Here is a 16,569-nt window from a genome sequence, read left to right as displayed (position 1 = left end):
CTATAAAATTTAGCGATATAGCTTTTACTTGCAAGGTGAAACCAGAGGCCTAGTCGCACTTATACCCTTGTGGTGAAAGTCAACATCGACTCCAGAAGTTCAAGGAAGCATAAGACAACGACAACTATACATGTTATACTGTAATGTGGACGGGAAAACGTTGCATAAATCGTTTATGTTATTAATAAAATGAAGTGGACATGATCGCTGGTAAATGTAACAAAAGTGCAAATCAACGTTATTTAGAGGTGACTGTGAAATGACTACGAACGGCATTCAACTAACGGGGAAAGATATATTGGAAAAAGAGTTTAAAACAGCAATGCGTGGCTATCATCAGGAAGAAGTAGATGAATTCCTGGATACAATTATTCAAGACTATGAATCATTCCAGCAGGAGATTGATAAACTACGTCAAGAGAACGAACGATTAAAGAAGCAAACCGATCAAACAAGAAACCGTGGATCAGCCCAAAATCATCAGGTTAATTACGATATTTTAAAACGCGTATCGAATTTAGAAAAAGCTGTATTTGGCAAAAAGTATGCTGATTCATAAGGGTGCTGGTTTGTTTTCCCAGTGACAGCACACCATAAATATGCTAAAATATACATAGAATGAAATTGAATACTCACGTAATCGCTGTATAGTAATTCTATGCAGAGGAAAGTCCATGCTCACACAAGCTGCGATGCTTGTAGTGATCGTGCTTGACGAAAACATAAGTCAAGGTAGCCTGTATGGCTAACGGCAGTGAAAAATCCTAACTCTTTTGACATGGATGAGTACACTTGAAAGTGCCACAGTGACGCAGTCGGATTGGAAACGATCCGAGTGGAACGCGGTAAACCCCACGAGTGAGCAACCCAAAATTTGGTAGGGGCACCCTTGATTAGGGAATTGAACTGAAAGAGGGACAGGCAACTAGTCTGTAGATAGATGATTACGACCGCTGTACGAGGCTGACCACCGTGAAAAGTACAACGGAACAGAACATGGCTTACCGAGTATTCAATGGTCAAATCCCCATGAGAAAACCTTATTCGACTGTAGATGCAGTTGAATAAGGTTTTTAGTATGCAGAAATTGATATCTGCGACTATATAATATGATCTAACCGTTAGGTAATCATAGTCATATAACATTCACTCCCAGATAATCCTTGTTTTTGTCCGTGCCCATATATTGTGATAAACTAATTAATGCTTTTAATTTAGAAACGAAAGGAACGACTATATGGCTCAACATGTAACATTAATCGCTACAGCTGCTATGGGACTTGAATCTGTCGTGGCGAATGAAGTACGGCAGCTTGGTTATGAAGTGGAAGTGGAAAATGGAAAAGTAACATTTGATGCACCGATTGTTGCCATCCCGCGCTGTAATTTATGGCTGCGGACCGCTGATCGTGTTAAATTGCAAGTTGGCCGGTTCAAAGCTGTTACGTTTGACGAATTATTTGAGCAAACGAAAGCTTTGCCATGGGAACACAGCATTTCAGAGGATGGAAAATTCCCTGTTTCAGGAAAATCGGTTAAATCAACGCTATACAGTGTTCCTGATTGTCAAGCAATTGTAAAAAAAGCAATTGCCGAACGATTAAAACTAAAATATGGAGTAGCTGGCAAATTGCCGGAATCCGGCGCGTTGTTCAAAGTTGAAGTGTCCCTACATAAAGATGATGTTGTTTTAACAATTGATACATCGGGAACAGGGTTGCACAAACGGGGATATCGTGTCAATCAGGGGGAAGCTCCTTTAAAAGAAACGATGGCTGCGGCACTAATCCTTTTGACCAATTGGAAACCTGAATATCCTTTGGTTGACCCATTTTGTGGATCAGGAACAATTCCAATTGAAGCAGCCCTCATTGGCCAAAATATTGCCCCAGGTTTTAACCGCTCGTTTGCTTCGGAAGATTGGCACTGGATTAGAAATAACCACTGGAATGAGGCTATGGAAGAAGTGGAAGATAAGGCTGATTATGATAAAGCGCTTGACATTACTGGGACAGATATAGACCATACAATGACAGCTGCCGCGAATGAGAATGCACTGGAAGCGGGGCTCGGTGATTTAGTCACGTGGAAACAGATGCAGGTGAAAGATCTTTCTATCCAACAGCCTAATGGTTATTTAATTGGTAATCCACCGTATGGACAACGAATTGGTGATCAAGAGTCAGCAGCAAATATATACCGCCAGTTAGGCCAAATCATGATAAAACAACCTTCTTGGAGTGTTTATATCTTAACCGCATTCGAAAATTTTGAGAAGGAATATGGGCAAACGGCAACAAAGAAACGAAAATTGTTTAATGGGTTCATTGAAACAAACTATTATCAATACTTTGGTACGAAACAATAATACAGGAGGGCAGAAACCCTTCGTTGCTTACGTTTTCGATCATAAAAATCAAGACCGGAGAGTTAACACTCTCTCGGTCTTGATTTATTTTATCCCACTTATTACTTCAAGCTCAAGGTGAGACTAGATTGTAGGGATTGTGTTTTATCAACTATTTCCTATTGGCCAATCAAATGGCGGTGATCCTGGAGGTGAATTCTGAATAATATCCATAAACGGAATCGCATAAGCAATCAAAATTAGCCCTATTGTGAGCCCAATCCACAATTTCCAGTTTTCCAAAAATCTTGGTGTCGGCTCAGCATCAGGTTCTTCTTCTGCAATTGGGAAATCCTCTTCACCTTTAGGTGCAAAAAATACCAGTTGGATAAAAATGTAAACCATAAGCAAAATACCTACGAACAAAATTGTACCGCCAACTGCCTGAGCTATTTGATACCCAATCCAGTCAGAAGCTTGTTCTGTACCACCATATGTTGAATAGGACGAGCGGCGAGGTGCGCCAAGCAATCCTTCAATATGCATTGATCCGGACATGATAGTCATGCCAACCGTCCAAATGACTGTTTGAATAATACCTAGTTTATTAATTTTGGACGTCAATTTCCTTCCTGTTAACGCTGGAATCAGCCAATACGACAGTCCGAAGAAAGTTAAAATAACAGTTGTGGCCACGGTCAAATGAAAGTGGCCTGTTACCCAAATAGTATTATGCACAACCTGATTCAGCTGGTTGGACGCATTAATAATACCACCAGTACCTCCAGGGATAAATGCAAGCATACCAATCATAGGAGCTAAAAACCGAACGTCTTTCCAAGGTAAGTGCTTGAACCAACCGAACAAACCACCAAAACCTTTTTTACGACCAGTTGTTTCAAAGGTTGCAAACATAGAAAATGCCGTCATTAGTGATGGTACGATAACCATAAAAGTTAAGGTAACTTGGACAAACTTCCATACTGGATCAATTCCAGGCTCTGTTAGCTGATGGTGAAACCCAACCGGAATCGAAAACATAAGAAACAAAACAAATGATAAACGAGCTAACGAATCACTGAAAATTTTCCCACCGATAATCTTTGGAATAATTGCATACCAAGCCATATAAGCAGGTAAAAGCCAGAAGTAAACAAGTGGATGGCCAAAATACCAAAACAATGTTCTACTAATCAAAATGTTAATTGTTTCTGCGTAGCCTAATGACCACGGAATAAATTGAACTAATACAGCAGCCGCAACACCTAACGTTGCAATAAACCATAAAAGCATATTAATGACAACCATAAATGCAAGTAATGGGGATTTTTCACCTTTATGCTGCTTTTTCCAAACTTGCAATTGTCTGAAGTTGACAAAACAGGCAATCCAGCTTCCAATAATTACTAGTGCTAACCCAATGTAAAATGCTGGGTGTGCTTTGAGCGGTGCATAAAACGTGTAAAGTACACTTGCCTTGCCTAATAAAATAGTAATCGATGCCATAATTGTTCCGACAACCATGACCCAGAAACCTAGCCATGCTGTCTGTCGCTGCTTATGTGACATTCCGACTGTTTTATTCATTAACGTGTATTGAAATCCGATAATAAAATATGTTGTCAAAACCAGCCCCAATATGACACCATGAACGGTCAAAATCTGATAGTAACCGATTCCCCATGGAAGTGAAAAGGTACCCGAACGAACTAATGTCTGTAGCAGTCCCATCAGTCCGCCTATAAGAAGAGAAATAAATGTAACATACATAAAGGACATGGATAATCGCTTTTCCTGTTTTGACAAGCTCCATGTTCGCTGTTCTTCTTGGTCAGACATTGCTAATGTTTTATTCAGCATCATTCATACACCTCCACTTCAGCAAACATCAGGTGGTGTCCTGTACCACAATACTCATTGCATACTAATGTGTATTCTCCCGTTTCATTTAATTCGGTCTCATAACTACTGATATATCCTGGTTCAACCATCATATTGACATTCGTGCCGGCAAGCTCGAATCCATGAACAACATCCTTCGAGGTCACTTGAAATAATACGGTTGATCCTTTTGGAATCCTAAGTTTTTTGACGTTAGAACCATCTTCGTCTTTACCTAAATCATAATTGAAAGCTGAAGCCACTACGTTGACGATATATTTACCATCTTCCACCTTTGTTAAACCGAGATTTTCTTTTTTAAAAGACTCTTGTGCCTCAACATTTTGCGGGTCAATTGTAATTTTTTCACTAGGTGGTTGTGCTCCTTTGTAAAAAGCCCCAAAACCAATTATGAGAAGGAAAACTACAAGTGATCCAGTTCCAAATAATAACCAGATTCTTTCATATTTGTGTAAATGCATGTTTAACTCCTTTCCTAATCATTTTTTGTATTAACGCATCATGTAAAAAATGTAAACGCCGACCCAACTGACGATAATAAAAACCCCTAAGAGCATAACTGAAATAAAAGTTCCCTTTAGATTGGGGCTTTGATCCTTTTCAGATGAACGTTCATTTTTTGTTGCAAACTTCCCATTTCAAACCCTCCTTTGTGTAACTTAAGTTCTATTTCCATTATAAATAATACTATTTTGTTGTTAAACCCTTTTCACAAGTGTTCATAATTTGTTCAATAACGCGCACAGACGGCGTTCGACTGACTTTTTAAACCCTTATGTTGAAAAAGTTTGTGAATGATCTGTGAAAAAAGATGTAATATTTTCGTGGAAAAGTATCCACACTAAGGACAAAATGTTGTATGTACTAACGCTTGTTACATGATTAGAAAAGGGGGATATGGGGTGGTGATAAGTTCAATTGGTTTAGGCATACCACAACATAATATGTCACAACAAACGGTTAAAACTTTTGTTAGCGACGTGTTTCACCAGTCGGCTTCACAGTTCCTTGAACGAATGATGCCTGTGTTTGATAATGCCTGTATTGATAACAGACAATTCGTGGTTAATCTGGAGTGGCTGAAAAATAATCATACGTTTAAAGAGAAGAATGATTTGTACCAATACTTTGCACAAATCTATTCACTCCAAGCTATTGATGCCTGCCTGAAAAATAATCAGCTGCTAAATGAAAATATTCCATATGAGGCAATTGATATGATCATTTTCGTTTCCAGTACCGGGATCGCCACTCCGTCCATTGATACATATATCATGAATGAACGGCCGTTTCGGGAAGATGTTATCCGAATGCCGCTTTGGGGTCTTGGATGTGCAGGTGGGGCTATTGGCTTATCACGTGCTTTTGATTGGATTAGCGCACATCCGGACAAAAATGTGCTTCTAATCTGTTGCGAGTTATGTAGCCTTACATTTCAGAAAAGCGACTCAAGCAAGAGCAATCTTGTTGGAACCGCTCTTTTCGGAGATGGGGCTGCAGCTGCCTTGTTGATGGGCGAAAGTTCCAGCAACCTATCCAGTATCAAAGATCTCTCGACAAAACCACGAATTATTGAAACAAGCACTAAGACAAAGAAGAACAGTAATTCTGTTATGGGATGGGATGTTACGGATAGGGGGTTGGAAGTCATTTTTTCCAAAAGCATTCCTGCACAGGTGCGTTCATTCTGGAAACGGCATATCCATACATTTTTAGCTCAATTAAGTTTGACGGGACAAAGCATCCATTCATTTATCGCACACCCTGGTGGAAAAAAAGTGTTAGAAGCAATGGAAGATGTATTACAGGTACCGCAAGAGAAGTTCAGACATTCCTATCGTATACTTCGGAATCACGGAAACATGTCATCAGTAACCGTATTATATGTGATGTATGAGTGGATGAAGGAGGGTGTTCCGGCAAATATGCTGAGTATCATATCGGCTTTAGGACCGGGATTTAGTTCAGAATTATTGTTATTGGAGTGGAAAAAATGACTACTTGGATGTGGATTTTTATTATGGCGATTATCGCCCAGCGGCTTGGTGAATTATATATTGCAAGAAAGAATGAAAAATGGATGAAGAGCGTGGGAGGCGTTGAGAAAGGAGAAAAACATTACAAGTTATTTGTGTTTTTGCACTGCTGTTTTTTTGCATCAGTAATAACTGAAGCATCTTTAAATACACAGTCATATATACAGCCTAATTATTTTTTACTGTTGTTATTCTTGTTACTGCAGATTGGAAGAGTATGGTGCATCCATACGTTAGGAAGATTTTGGAATACGAAAATCATTGTGCTGCCAAGGGTAACTGTCATTAAAAAAGGACCCTACAGATATGTAAAACATCCAAACTATATTATTGTTGCAGCTGAATTGTTTCTGATTCCGCTTCTACTTGGTGCCCAATTGACCGCCGTTATTTTCCCGTTTCTTCATATATTATTACTAAAAGTACGCATACCACGGGAAGAAAAGGCATTAACCAGAGCAACTTGAACAAAAGAGGGCTAGCATATATTGCTAGCCCTCTTTTGTTACTTTCGACTTTATACATTCTTAACGCGAAAAAAGCGGCAATCCGCAAGACTGCCGCTTTTCTATATATGGTTTCATGAACGTTATTGTTTTACTACGTTTGCAGCCTGTGGGCCACGGTCGCCTTCTACGATATCGAATGTAACGTTTTGGCCTTCTTCCAGTGTTTTAAAACCTTCTTCCTGAATGGCGGAATAATGTACGAATACATCATTTCCTTCTTCCACTTGAATGAAGCCATAGCCTTTTTCTGCGTTAAACCATTTTACTACGCCGTTTTCCATTTGTAAATTTCCTCCTAAAACCTTTCACGTAAAACGTGTTAATACAAATCAGATAAATGAATTGCAAAAAAGCAGCTTTCCAGAGAAGTAATGGATCACTTGCTACATCCACTTCCTTAGAAGCTGCCTGTCCTTCATGATTCCATTCATCTTCATTGCTTGTGTCTAATATAGCTTATTTTAGACCCTCAGTCAAGAATTTACCCTACTTTATATGATTTTATACATATAACAGTAAAAAAGTGAAAGCGTTCTTATACAAAAAAATGTATTAATACGTTACACTGGAAATAATAAATAGGGGAAGGAGCACCCACAATGAAAACAGATATTGAGATAGCACAGGAAGCCACACTGGAACCTATTGAGGGGATAACCAATGAATTAGGTCTGACAAAAGATGATTGGGAACCATATGGGCACACGAAGGCCAAACTTTCAAATGGTCTGATGGATAAATTGCGTGATCGACCAGATGGGAAAGTAGTACTGGTTACGTCCATCAATCCAACACCTGCCGGGGAAGGAAAATCGACAGTAACTGTTGGACTTGGACAAGCACTTGCAAAACTTGGCAAAAAGGCACTAATTGCCCTGCGCGAACCATCGCTCGGACCTGTTATGGGATTAAAAGGTGGAGCAGCAGGCGGAGGATACGCTCAAGTCTTGCCGATGGAGGACATTAATTTACACTTCACAGGTGATCTCCATGCCATCACAACGGCAAACAATGCATTGGCTGCAATGATTGACAACCATATACATCGGGGAAACAAACTGCAAATCGATCCACGTCGGGTAGAGTGGAAACGGGTTATGGACATGAATGACCGAGCGTTACGACAGATTGTTGTCGGGCTTGGTGGTCCTTCACGTGGTGTTCCTAGAGAAGATGGTTTTAATATAACAGTAGCATCTGAAATTATGGCCATTCTATGTTTGGCTACGAGCCTTAAAAATCTGAAAGAACGAATTGCAAACATTGTTATCGGCTACACGTATAATGAAGAACCTGTTACAGTGAAAGATCTGGAAATTGAGGGTGCGCTTACACTATTACTTAAAGATGCTCTTAAACCAAACCTGGTCCAGACGACCGAAAATACACCAGCCATTATTCACGGAGGTCCATTCGCCAATATTGCACATGGCTGTAACAGCATCATGGCAACTAAAACCGCAGCAAAATTAGGGGATTATGCAGTAACCGAGGCCGGCTTTGGTGCTGACTTAGGCGCGGAAAAATTTCTTGACATCAAGTCTCGTGCCGGTAACATCAATACTAGTGCCGTTGTTATTGTTGCGACAGTTCGTGCCTTGAAAATGCACGGCGGGCTTAATCGTGACAATCTGAAAGAAGAAAATGTGCAGGCGCTAAAAGCAGGTATGGAAAATCTGAAGAAGCATATGGAAACAATTGATTCGTTTGGACTTCCTTTTGTAGTGGCCATTAATAAATTCCCGACAGATACGGATGCGGAAATCAACTTTGTTAAGTCATGGTGTGAATCCCGTGATGCCGACGTAGCGCTAACGGATGTTTATGCAAATGGCGGATTAGGTGGGATTGACCTTGCCGAAAAAGTTATTGCTATTGCTGAGGGTTCCGAAGAAAAAATTCAGTATGTCTATGGCACCGATGAACGCCTTGAAACCAAGATACGTAAAGTGGCCCAAAACGTATACGGTGCTAATGACATTGAGTTATCCGCCCAAGCAAAAAAACAGCTTGCCTTTTATGAAGAACAGGGGTGGGGGAATCTTCCGGTATGTATGGCAAAAACACAGTATTCCCTGTCAGATGACCCTGCATTAATCGGGCGTCCGGAAAATTTCACCGTTACTATCAGAGAACTACGGCCATCTATCGGTGCAGGTTTTATCGTTGTGCTGACCGGTAATATGATGACAATGCCTGGTTTGCCGGAAAAACCTGCTGCATTGAACATGGATGTCGACAAAGATGGAAAGATAAAAGGATTGTTTTAATGGACAATGACAGTCAACTAGTGGCGATACGCAACTATATTTACAACATATTCAGCGACGATGCAAGCGGGCATGACTTTTTCCATATGAAGCGAGTCGCCCGGATGGCGAAGAAAATTGCGAGCAACGAACAAGCCAATCCATTTATATGTGAAACTGCTGCTTGGGTACATGATATTGGTGATCCAAAGTTATTTACAGACAGTACCCTGGCAATCAAGGAAATGGAAGTGTTCCTGCATAAGATCAGCTGTACACATTGTCAGGTTGACCGTGTTATAAGGGCAATAGATGATATAGCTTTTCATAAAGGACGCATTCCAGAGACACTGGAAGGGAAAATCGTTCAGGATGCTGACCGGCTGGATGCGATTGGAGCAGTAGGTATTGCTCGAACGTTCGCTTATGGCGGGTCGAATGGACAATTGCTTTGGCACGACGATGATGCCAGACAGAGGAACACATCGATACAACATTTTTATGATAAATTATTAACACTGAAAGATACGATGAATACAGAAACTGCAAAAGAAATTGCTGTACACCGGCATCAGTTTATGGAGATGTATTTACAACAGTTTTTGCAGGAGTGGCAATAGGTTAAATGCTACATCCCTCTCAAACCGTTAAACGGGATTTCCGTTAAAAGTATTCGAGCAAAAAGTGCCTCCTTTTTGCTCGAATAGATCTAAATACGTACAACACTAAGGTTGTATTATTGGTATCTATCGAACTTATTGTACACTTCTAGCCCCTAAATAGCGCTGTTTCCAATAAGAATCTTCTAGCTTGCTGATTTCAACACCCCGTGATTCTCCAGCATGAATGAATTTTTCATCGCCAACATATATCCCCATGTGGGACGGGCCTGGTTTATATGTTTCAAAAAACACAAGATCCCCGACGGAGGGTTTGCCGACGGGAACGGTGGAGTTCCACGTTTCACTGACCGTCCGAGGAAGCTTGATGTTTTCCATTTGAAAAATGTATTGAATAAAACCACTACAATCAAAACCTGATGGTGACTCTCCACCCCAGTCATAAGGTGTTCCTATTTGTGCGTATGCAGATTCAACAGCACCGGAATGGGATGTACTGCTAACCTTTATTTTCTTCATTTCCTGATCCGCTTCAGATGCTGACTTTTGGGCAACCTGACGGCTATACGTTGCCTGTTTTTGTTCGTGCAGTTTTTCCAAGGCATTATCATCGACCAGCTGCATACCAAGTTTTTCTTCTGCTGCCTCCAGGGCTTTTTGTGTGCGTATTCCATAGATACCGTCAACTTCACCTTCATAGTAATCAAGATGCTTTAGTGCGCGCTGGACAATTGTGACATCACTATGGTTCATTTCCGGATGAATGGTATCAGACATATCTTTTAATTGTTCCTTATATCGTTTGTTCTCTTTATCAACAATTGTTTGCAAAGTTTTTAGATTGGTTTTGCTAGTAATCGTAATCTGGTAATCCTTTTGGAATTTTTTTAGTGCATGTTCGGTAAGTATACGATATTCTCCATCAATCGCTTCATCGAAATAGGACAAATGGTTCCATTTATGCTGCATAGTCCGAACAGCCTCACCGTGTTGTCCGGACACTAGTTGTTCAGCTTTGAACAACTGTTCATCTTGGAGTGCAGGATATGCATCAACGTATACTGCAAACGGCTGACTTAGCACATAGCTATATATAATGGTTTGTTTAACCACATATTGGATTGTACCATTCAGCATGCGAATATCCCCTTTCATGTGTGACTGCTTTTAAGAGATTTATGTAATGGTAATTAGCTATATGCGCATAGCGGGTTAACGATTGTGTTACAATACTGTGTTCTATTATTATGGTATAATGATGAGGATAAGCTTTATAAACGGATTATGATGGGAGGGTATAACATGTTAATCGGTGAACGTGGTTATCTAGATTTATGTAAATACATACTTGAAAACGGAATAAAAAAAGCAGACAGGACGAACACAGGAACATATTCTGTTTTCGGTCAACAGATGCGGTTTGATCTGAGCGAAGGATTTCCGCTTTTGACGACGAAAAAAGTACCGTTTCGTTTGGTTGCAAGTGAACTTCTCTGGTTTATTAAAGGGGATACAAACATCCGCTATTTACTGCAGCATAACAATAATATCTGGAACGAATGGGCATTTAAAAAATGGGTGGAAAGCGACGCGTATGATGGCCCCGATATGACGAATTTCGGTAAACGAAGTCAGCAGGATGCAGCTTTTCGTGAAACGTACCAGAAGCAAATGAACCGCTTTAAGGAGCGCATTCTGCACGATCAGTCATTTGCGGAAAAATATGGAGACTTAGGGGACGTTTACGGAAAACAGTGGCGCGCCTGGAAAACATCCCGCGATGAAACGATTGATCAACTGAAGGAAACAGTCGATTCCATCCGCAACAATCCCGATTCACGCAGACACATTGTAACGGCATGGAATCCCGAAGACATACCGAATATGGCACTTGCACCATGTCATACGTTGTTTCAATTTTATGTAGCGGAAGGAAAACTTTCATGTCAATTGTACCAGCGTAGTGCTGATATGTTTTTGGGTGTACCTTTTAATATAGCAAGCTATGCACTACTGACGCATTTAATTGCACATGAATGCGGCTTTCAGGCTGGCGAATTCGTTCATACGTTAGGAGATGCGCACATTTACACGAACCATGTAGAACAGGTGAAAACACAGCTAGGGCGCGATATACGGGCATTGCCATCACTGGAAATCAACAAGGATAAGGATTCTGTCTTTGATTTTGATATGTCAGATTTTGAACTTAAGGGGTATCACCCGCACCCAGCCATTAAAGCGCCGATAGCGGTATAAAAATCGAGTGAGAAACTTAAACCAAATTTAGAAGGAGGTTTTAACAGATGATTTCACTACTGGTGGCCATGGATCAGAATCAGGTAATTGGATACCAAAATGACTTGCCGTGGTATCTACCGAACGACTTAAAATTTTTCAAACAAAAGACGACGGGCAACACTATTTTCATGGGGCGGAAGACGTTTGAGGCAATTGGTAAGCCTTTACCAAATCGTACAAATGTTGTTATCACACGTAAACAAACAGGCTTCCCGGAAGGAATTGAAGTAGTTCATGACATCGATGCAGTTCTTGAATGGAATCGCCGGCATTCAGATGCAGAAATATTCGTCATCGGCGGTGCGGATATCTTTCGGCAGCTTCTTCCCCATGCCGACCGTATGTACATTACACGAATTGATGAAACGTTTAAGGGGGATACATATTTTCCTTCCTTTAATGAAGAAGACTGGCAGCTAACATCAAGGAAGAGGGGAGAACAAAATGATAAAAACCCTTATACCTATTACTTCCTCCAGTATGATCGGGCTCGGTGAGGTTGACTATGCAAATCAGTGGAATAATTCTTGCAGGCGGGCAATCATCACGGATGGGGACAAATAAATCATTATTGGGAATTAATGGCAAGCCTGCCATCGCTCATATTAATGATGAACTAAGTCACTTCTGCCATTACAGGGCTGTCATTTCGAATGACCCAGCGCCTTACGCTTTTTTGGGGACAGATATCTATTGTGACAGGTACAAACATAAAGGCCCATTGGCAGGTATCGAAGCGGGTTTATATCATTCCAGCAACGATATATGTGCATTTGCTGCGTGCGATACGCCACTTATTAACAGGAAAGTCTACCGCTTGCTTCTAGATGCCATGGACAGCTATGATCATGACGCGGTAATCCCGGTATATAATGAGAAAATGCACCCTCTTTCAGGCATATACCAAAAACGAGTCTTGCCTGAAGTTGAAAACCTATTAGAAAAAGATCAACGAAAAGTGCGAACATTGTTTGAACATATAAATGTGCGATATGTATCAAACTATGAAGGTATCGATGATTATTTATTATTGAAACATTTTTTTAACATGAACTATCCACACCAATATGAAAAAGCAAAGCATTTATAAGTTGTGCGGCGGTTGTTAGACGTGTTACACTTATCTTAGGAATTAGTAGAAGGTTAGCCTCTTGAAAACAAATTATATATAGAAGAGGATGATGATGATGGGATTAGGTAGCATTGGATTTCCAGGACTTATTCTCATTCTGGTTATTGCATTGGTGGTTTTCGGTCCAAAAAAATTGCCCGAGATAGGAAAAGCGGCAGGTCATACATTAAAGGAATTTAAGAACTCAGCCCAGGATTCAACCAGTGATATTAAAGATGAGGTTAATGAAGTCAAGAAGATTGTTAATGATAATAAAAATAAATAATAATGCGGAGTGATGATGATGGGGTTAGGTAGTATCGGTATTCCAGGATTAATTTTAATTCTAATTATTGCTTTGATTGTTTTCGGTCCGTCCAAGCTTCCGGAAATCGGTAAAGCGTTTGGTAGTTCATTAAAGGAATTTAAAAGTGCTACTAAAGGCATTGTATCAGATGATGATTCCAGTAATGATGATCATACATCGAATAAATAATCGAAGCGGCAAGGGTGTAGGGGTAACCTTACATCTTCTTTTATGTGTACCACTAGGAGCGTGAACAAATGGCTGATGAGCAGCAATTTGACAATGAAAAAGAAATGAATGTAGTAGGGCATCTATCCGAGTTACGGAATCGACTAATTGTCACAGCAGTATTCTTTATTTTATTTTTTGCAGCGGGGTTCGTTTATGTAGAAGAAATTTATGATTTTATTGCTGCTGATTTACCCTTTACATTGAGTGTTACTGGTCTAACCGATTTAATATCTGTCTATATTACACTTGCGGGATTGATTGCCATTGTTGGAACATTGCCGATTTTGTGCCTGCAAATCTGGCTCTTCATAAAACCCGGACTGACAAAGCCTGAGCGAAAGGTGACACTATTGTATGTGCCGGTTATTTTCGTTCTATTTCTTATTGGCATCGTATTCGGCTATACCATTTTTGTTGAACTAATTGTTCCGTTTTTGCTTTCATTAAATAATGACATGTTCGTTGAGATTTTTACATATGATCGTTATTTCAAACTTTTATTCCGGATTGTTATTCCATTTGCCTTTTTTTTCGAAATTCCCATTATTGCCATGTTCCTTACACGTCTAGGAATTATTACACCGGCTTTCATGCGGAAATCAAGAAAGTACGCCTATTTAATTCTTGTTATTATTGGTGCGCTGATCACACCGCCTGATTTTATGTTGCAGCTAGTTGTGGCCGTTCCGTTAGTTGTTTTATATGAAATCAGTATTTTGCTGTCTCAAACAGTATACCGAAAAAAGTTAAAAAAACATCAGGAGTTTATGAATGAAGATAGTTAGACATCTCGGAGGTGTACCATGCGTTCGTTTTATCATTATGTACTAACTTATAGAGGGAAAAAGGAACCGGACGATAAAAGTAGACTGGCTAATTGGATTTTCTTTGACCATGATTTTCCGAAGCAGTCTACAGACTACCACGAGATTAGCAACTATTTGGAATGGAACAGTCCTTTCTCGAATGCGTTAGTTGTCTTTGATGACCTTTGGGAAACTTATCAGAAAACTGATTAGACACATTTTCCCTTAATGCGTGTTTTTTCGTCATAAACCAATGCTACACTGTGAAAAATGTGCTGATTTATGCGGTTGCCCGGGAAATATTTTATTTTAACAGGGAATTATCATGAAATCGTCAAACATTAAGTCGTCAGATCGACCACCTATCCAGTATAATGAAACTATAGGATAGGAAAAGGGGTTGATATTATGTTTCCGGTTATTGTCTTCGGTATCATTCTTACAGGTTCTTTTGGTTTTATCATCGCAGCAGAAATAGCTAGTGACTAATGGTTAAAGCCTTTACTGATAAAGTAAAGGCTTTCTTGTTGTTGGAAGAACCCCAATATAGTTGGCTGGCCTAACACCTTTTACACGTTTGTCACGTACAATAATGTAAGTGACCATGATGGAAGGGGAGGATAGTAATGGTATGGCCAATTCAGCAGCAACCTAGTAATTATTATCTAAATCAGCAAGGGAGATTCCCGGCACAACCGCCACAGTTCCAGCCCACAAGTGGTATACAGCAACTTTTAACGCCTCAGAACACCCAGCGTTTATTATCACCAGAGCGAATCAGCAATTTCTCACATAAACTGAGTAGTCTGCAGCAGATTCTAAAAACCGTTCAATCGGCAGCACCAATTATACAACAGTATGGACCCATGCTTAAAAATCTGCCGACGATGTTTCAATTAATGAAAGCTTTAAGTGACAGTGAAGAAGAAGATACAGAAAAACAAGATACATCTGAATCGCTTCCTGAAGGTGAAGACGAAAGCTTGCCTGCAGATATGTATTTGGAAAGCGTTCAAACAGATGCAAATGAGGATGTTGACAAAACAGGTGAATCGGTACCAAAACTTTTTATTTAATATCTCCATTTAGGCAAACGACTTGATTTTTTTCGATAAAAACGAAAAAATAGGGTTACGCTATAGAAATTAAAGTGGGGGTATCTTATGACAACCGAATTGGCAACATTTGCAGGCGGGTGTTTTTGGTGTATGGTCGAACCATTTGACGAGCGTCCGGGTATCCTGAATGTCGTTTCAGGTTATACGGGCGGTAACACCGAAAACCCGACCTATGAGGAAGTGTGCTCGAACACAACTGGGCATGTCGAAGCAGTGCAGATTACATTCGATCCTGAAGTTATGCCTTACGAAGAACTTCTAAGCACCTTTTGGCAACAGATTGATCCAACCGATGCGGACGGACAGTTTAATGATCGGGGTGAGTCCTACCAGACTGCCATTTTTTACCATAACGATAAACAGAAGCAACTAGCGGAGGAGTCTAAGCAAAATATCGAAGCAAGTGGGAAATTTTCCAAACCGATTGTTACACCGATTATACCGGCTAAACCATTCTATAAAGCAGAAGAGGAACACCAGGATTACTATAAAAAGCAAGCATTCCATTACCGTCTTTACAAGAAAGGTTCCGGTCGGGAAGACTTTATTAAGGAAAATTGGCAGCAAAAGGTCGATTCAGCAAAACTGAAGGAGCAATTAACACCTATTCAGTATAGCGTTACACAAGAAAATGGAACGGAAAGGCCATTCTCCAACGAATACTGGGATAATGAGGAAGAAGGAATTTATGTAGATCTTATCTCCGGAGATGTCTTATTCTCCTCCCAGGATAAATTTGATGCGGGATGCGGATGGCCAAGCTTTACCAAACCGGTTGATCCTTACCTTGTAAAAGAAAACACAGACACCAGTCACGGTATGATTCGTACCGAAGTAAGGAGCAAACAGGCTGATTCCCACTTGGGCCATGTTTTTAACGATGGACCGAAAGACAAAGGTGGTCTACGTTATTGTATGAACTCCGCTGCAATGAAATTTATACCGAAAGAAGAAATGAAAGATAAAGGGTACGGGCGTTATTTATACCTTTTTGGATAAGTTTACAATAATATTATTATGTTAACAAGAAAC

The 16,569-nt window shown here is 40.1% G+C and carries 19 protein-coding genes and 1 other RNA gene; 16 read left to right on the top strand and 4 right to left on the bottom strand.

Translation table 11 applies throughout. The features are described from left to right. Positions 1-259: 259 nt before the first annotated feature. The 3 genes from gpsB (at position 260) to FFL34_RS17555 (ending at position 2,368) form a co-directional block, all read left to right on the top strand. Positions 260-559, top strand: coding sequence for a cell division regulator GpsB (gene gpsB, locus FFL34_RS17565; protein WP_138604597.1), 300 nt, complete (start codon positions 260-262; stop codon positions 557-559). 69 nt (positions 560-628) lie between these two features. Then, positions 629-1,009, top strand: an RNA gene (rnpB, locus tag FFL34_RS17560) — RNase P RNA component class B. A 228-nt stretch (positions 1,010-1,237) separates the two neighbouring features. Further along, positions 1,238-2,368 carry a THUMP domain-containing class I SAM-dependent RNA methyltransferase gene (locus FFL34_RS17555; protein WP_138604596.1) on the top strand — a complete coding sequence of 377 codons (1,131 nt, stop codon included), beginning with the start codon at positions 1,238-1,240 and terminating at the stop codon, positions 2,366-2,368. A gap of 147 nt (positions 2,369-2,515) precedes the next feature. On the opposite strand, the gene FFL34_RS17550 is transcribed toward FFL34_RS17555, so the two are convergent. Both FFL34_RS17550 and FFL34_RS17545 read right to left on the bottom strand, forming a co-directional pair. Further along, entirely contained in the window at positions 2,516-4,186 is a 1,671-nt protein-coding gene (locus FFL34_RS17550) for a b(o/a)3-type cytochrome-c oxidase subunit 1 (protein WP_171046452.1), read from the bottom strand. A gap of 20 nt (positions 4,187-4,206) precedes the next feature. Further along, positions 4,207-4,710, bottom strand: a complete 504-nt coding sequence (locus FFL34_RS17545; protein ID WP_138604595.1) for a cytochrome c oxidase subunit II — start codon at positions 4,708-4,710, stop codon at positions 4,207-4,209. A 441-nt stretch (positions 4,711-5,151) separates the two neighbouring features. On the opposite strand from FFL34_RS17545, the gene FFL34_RS17535 reads away from it, so the two are divergent. Together FFL34_RS17535 and FFL34_RS17530 are read left to right on the top strand one after the other, a co-directional pair. Then, the gene (locus tag FFL34_RS17535) at positions 5,152-6,246 is read left to right on the top strand and encodes a type III polyketide synthase (RefSeq protein ID WP_234031539.1); all 1,095 of its coding nucleotides are present in this window, start codon (positions 5,152-5,154) and stop codon (positions 6,244-6,246) included. Further along, positions 6,243-6,752, top strand: coding sequence for an isoprenylcysteine carboxyl methyltransferase family protein (locus FFL34_RS17530; RefSeq protein ID WP_138604593.1), 510 nt, complete (start codon positions 6,243-6,245; stop codon positions 6,750-6,752). Before FFL34_RS17535 ends, FFL34_RS17530 begins: the two co-directional genes overlap by 4 nt. Positions 6,753-6,874: 122 nt before the next feature. Here the strand turns inward: FFL34_RS17530 and FFL34_RS17525 are convergent, their stop codons facing one another. Beyond that, on the bottom strand, positions 6,875-7,075 hold the full coding sequence (locus FFL34_RS17525; protein WP_068442417.1) for a cold-shock protein: 201 nt from the start codon (positions 7,073-7,075) through the stop codon (positions 6,875-6,877). A gap of 318 nt (positions 7,076-7,393) precedes the next feature. On the opposite strand from FFL34_RS17525, the gene FFL34_RS17520 reads away from it, so the two are divergent. After that, positions 7,394-9,064 (top strand): formate--tetrahydrofolate ligase, encoded by a 1,671-nt coding sequence (locus tag FFL34_RS17520; protein WP_138604592.1) that lies wholly within the window; start codon positions 7,394-7,396, stop codon positions 9,062-9,064. Continuing rightward, a complete protein-coding gene (locus tag FFL34_RS17515) occupies positions 9,064-9,663 on the top strand; it encodes an HD domain-containing protein (protein WP_138604591.1) in 600 nt (199 codons plus the stop codon). The genes FFL34_RS17520 and FFL34_RS17515 overlap by 1 nt, the downstream gene beginning before the upstream one ends. A 135-nt stretch (positions 9,664-9,798) precedes the next feature. Here the strand turns inward: FFL34_RS17515 and FFL34_RS17510 are convergent, their stop codons facing one another. Next, complete coding sequence (locus tag FFL34_RS17510; RefSeq protein ID WP_138604590.1) at positions 9,799-10,800, bottom strand: C40 family peptidase; 1,002 nt, start codon at positions 10,798-10,800, stop codon at positions 9,799-9,801. A gap of 165 nt (positions 10,801-10,965) precedes the next feature. Between FFL34_RS17510 and FFL34_RS17505 the strand changes: the two genes are divergently transcribed. The 9 genes from FFL34_RS17505 (at position 10,966) to msrA (ending at position 16,536) form a co-directional block, all read left to right on the top strand. Beyond that, positions 10,966-11,922 (top strand): thymidylate synthase, encoded by a 957-nt coding sequence (locus tag FFL34_RS17505; RefSeq protein ID WP_138604589.1) that lies wholly within the window; start codon positions 10,966-10,968, stop codon positions 11,920-11,922. A 47-nt stretch (positions 11,923-11,969) separates the two neighbouring features. Further along, positions 11,970-12,461 carry a dihydrofolate reductase gene (locus FFL34_RS17500; RefSeq protein ID WP_138604588.1) on the top strand — a complete coding sequence of 164 codons (492 nt, stop codon included), beginning with the start codon at positions 11,970-11,972 and terminating at the stop codon, positions 12,459-12,461. 8 nt (positions 12,462-12,469) lie between these two features. Further along, positions 12,470-13,054, top strand: a complete 585-nt coding sequence (gene mobA, locus FFL34_RS17495) for a molybdenum cofactor guanylyltransferase (RefSeq protein ID WP_138604587.1) — start codon at positions 12,470-12,472, stop codon at positions 13,052-13,054. Positions 13,055-13,151: 97 nt separating this feature from the next. Further along, positions 13,152-13,361 (top strand): twin-arginine translocase TatA/TatE family subunit, encoded by a 210-nt coding sequence (locus FFL34_RS17490; protein ID WP_138604792.1) that lies wholly within the window; start codon positions 13,152-13,154, stop codon positions 13,359-13,361. A gap of 18 nt (positions 13,362-13,379) precedes the next feature. Continuing rightward, positions 13,380-13,571 carry a twin-arginine translocase TatA/TatE family subunit gene (gene tatA / locus FFL34_RS17485; RefSeq protein ID WP_138604586.1) on the top strand — a complete coding sequence of 64 codons (192 nt, stop codon included), beginning with the start codon at positions 13,380-13,382 and terminating at the stop codon, positions 13,569-13,571. Positions 13,572-13,639: 68 nt separating this feature from the next. Next, complete coding sequence (gene tatC, locus FFL34_RS17480) at positions 13,640-14,398, top strand: twin-arginine translocase subunit TatC (RefSeq protein WP_138604585.1); 759 nt, start codon at positions 13,640-13,642, stop codon at positions 14,396-14,398. 18 nt (positions 14,399-14,416) lie between these two features. Beyond that, the gene (locus FFL34_RS17475) at positions 14,417-14,632 is read left to right on the top strand and encodes a YozE family protein (protein ID WP_138604584.1); all 216 of its coding nucleotides are present in this window, start codon (positions 14,417-14,419) and stop codon (positions 14,630-14,632) included. Between the two features lie 413 nt (positions 14,633-15,045). Further along, complete coding sequence (gene vrrA / locus FFL34_RS17470) at positions 15,046-15,495, top strand: VrrA/YqfQ family protein (RefSeq protein WP_138604583.1); 450 nt, start codon at positions 15,046-15,048, stop codon at positions 15,493-15,495. A gap of 87 nt (positions 15,496-15,582) precedes the next feature. Further along, positions 15,583-16,536 (top strand): peptide-methionine (S)-S-oxide reductase MsrA, encoded by a 954-nt coding sequence (gene msrA / locus FFL34_RS17465; RefSeq protein ID WP_138604582.1) that lies wholly within the window; start codon positions 15,583-15,585, stop codon positions 16,534-16,536. The last annotated feature ends 33 nt before the right edge of the window (positions 16,537-16,569 follow it).

This window comes from Lentibacillus cibarius (assembly GCF_005887555.1).
In the GTDB taxonomy this organism is placed as follows: Bacteria; Bacillota; Bacilli; order Bacillales; family Amphibacillaceae; genus Lentibacillus; species Lentibacillus cibarius.
This window is presented reverse-complemented; position numbering and strand designations above follow the sequence as displayed.

Excerpts from the sequence above, each read along its gene's own strand:
- FFL34_RS17520 (WP_138604592.1), top strand. The coding sequence starts at position 7,394 with ATGAAAACAGATATTGAGATAGCACAGGAAGCCACACTGGAACCTATT.
- tatC (WP_138604585.1), top strand. The coding sequence starts at position 13,640 with ATGGCTGATGAGCAGCAATTTGACAATGAAAAAGAAATGAATGTAGTA.
- FFL34_RS17515 (WP_138604591.1), top strand. The coding sequence starts at position 9,064 with ATGGACAATGACAGTCAACTAGTGGCGATACGCAACTATATTTACAAC.
- FFL34_RS17525 (WP_068442417.1), bottom strand. The coding sequence starts at position 7,075 with ATGGAAAACGGCGTAGTAAAATGGTTTAACGCAGAAAAAGGCTATGGC.
- FFL34_RS17545 (WP_138604595.1), bottom strand. The coding sequence starts at position 4,710 with ATGCATTTACACAAATATGAAAGAATCTGGTTATTATTTGGAACTGGA.
- mobA (WP_138604587.1), top strand. The coding sequence starts at position 12,470 with ATGCAAATCAGTGGAATAATTCTTGCAGGCGGGCAATCATCACGGATG.
- tatA (WP_138604586.1), top strand. The coding sequence starts at position 13,380 with ATGGGGTTAGGTAGTATCGGTATTCCAGGATTAATTTTAATTCTAATT.
- gpsB (WP_138604597.1), top strand. The coding sequence starts at position 260 with ATGACTACGAACGGCATTCAACTAACGGGGAAAGATATATTGGAAAAA.
- FFL34_RS17500 (WP_138604588.1), top strand. The coding sequence starts at position 11,970 with ATGATTTCACTACTGGTGGCCATGGATCAGAATCAGGTAATTGGATAC.
- vrrA (WP_138604583.1), top strand. The coding sequence starts at position 15,046 with ATGGTATGGCCAATTCAGCAGCAACCTAGTAATTATTATCTAAATCAG.
- FFL34_RS17550 (WP_171046452.1), bottom strand. The coding sequence starts at position 4,186 with ATGTCTGACCAAGAAGAACAGCGAACATGGAGCTTGTCAAAACAGGAA.
- msrA (WP_138604582.1), top strand. The coding sequence starts at position 15,583 with ATGACAACCGAATTGGCAACATTTGCAGGCGGGTGTTTTTGGTGTATG.
- FFL34_RS17530 (WP_138604593.1), top strand. The coding sequence starts at position 6,243 with ATGACTACTTGGATGTGGATTTTTATTATGGCGATTATCGCCCAGCGG.
- FFL34_RS17555 (WP_138604596.1), top strand. The coding sequence starts at position 1,238 with ATGGCTCAACATGTAACATTAATCGCTACAGCTGCTATGGGACTTGAA.
- FFL34_RS17510 (WP_138604590.1), bottom strand. The coding sequence starts at position 10,800 with ATGCTGAATGGTACAATCCAATATGTGGTTAAACAAACCATTATATAT.
- FFL34_RS17505 (WP_138604589.1), top strand. The coding sequence starts at position 10,966 with ATGTTAATCGGTGAACGTGGTTATCTAGATTTATGTAAATACATACTT.
- FFL34_RS17490 (WP_138604792.1), top strand. The coding sequence starts at position 13,152 with ATGGGATTAGGTAGCATTGGATTTCCAGGACTTATTCTCATTCTGGTT.
- FFL34_RS17475 (WP_138604584.1), top strand. The coding sequence starts at position 14,417 with ATGCGTTCGTTTTATCATTATGTACTAACTTATAGAGGGAAAAAGGAA.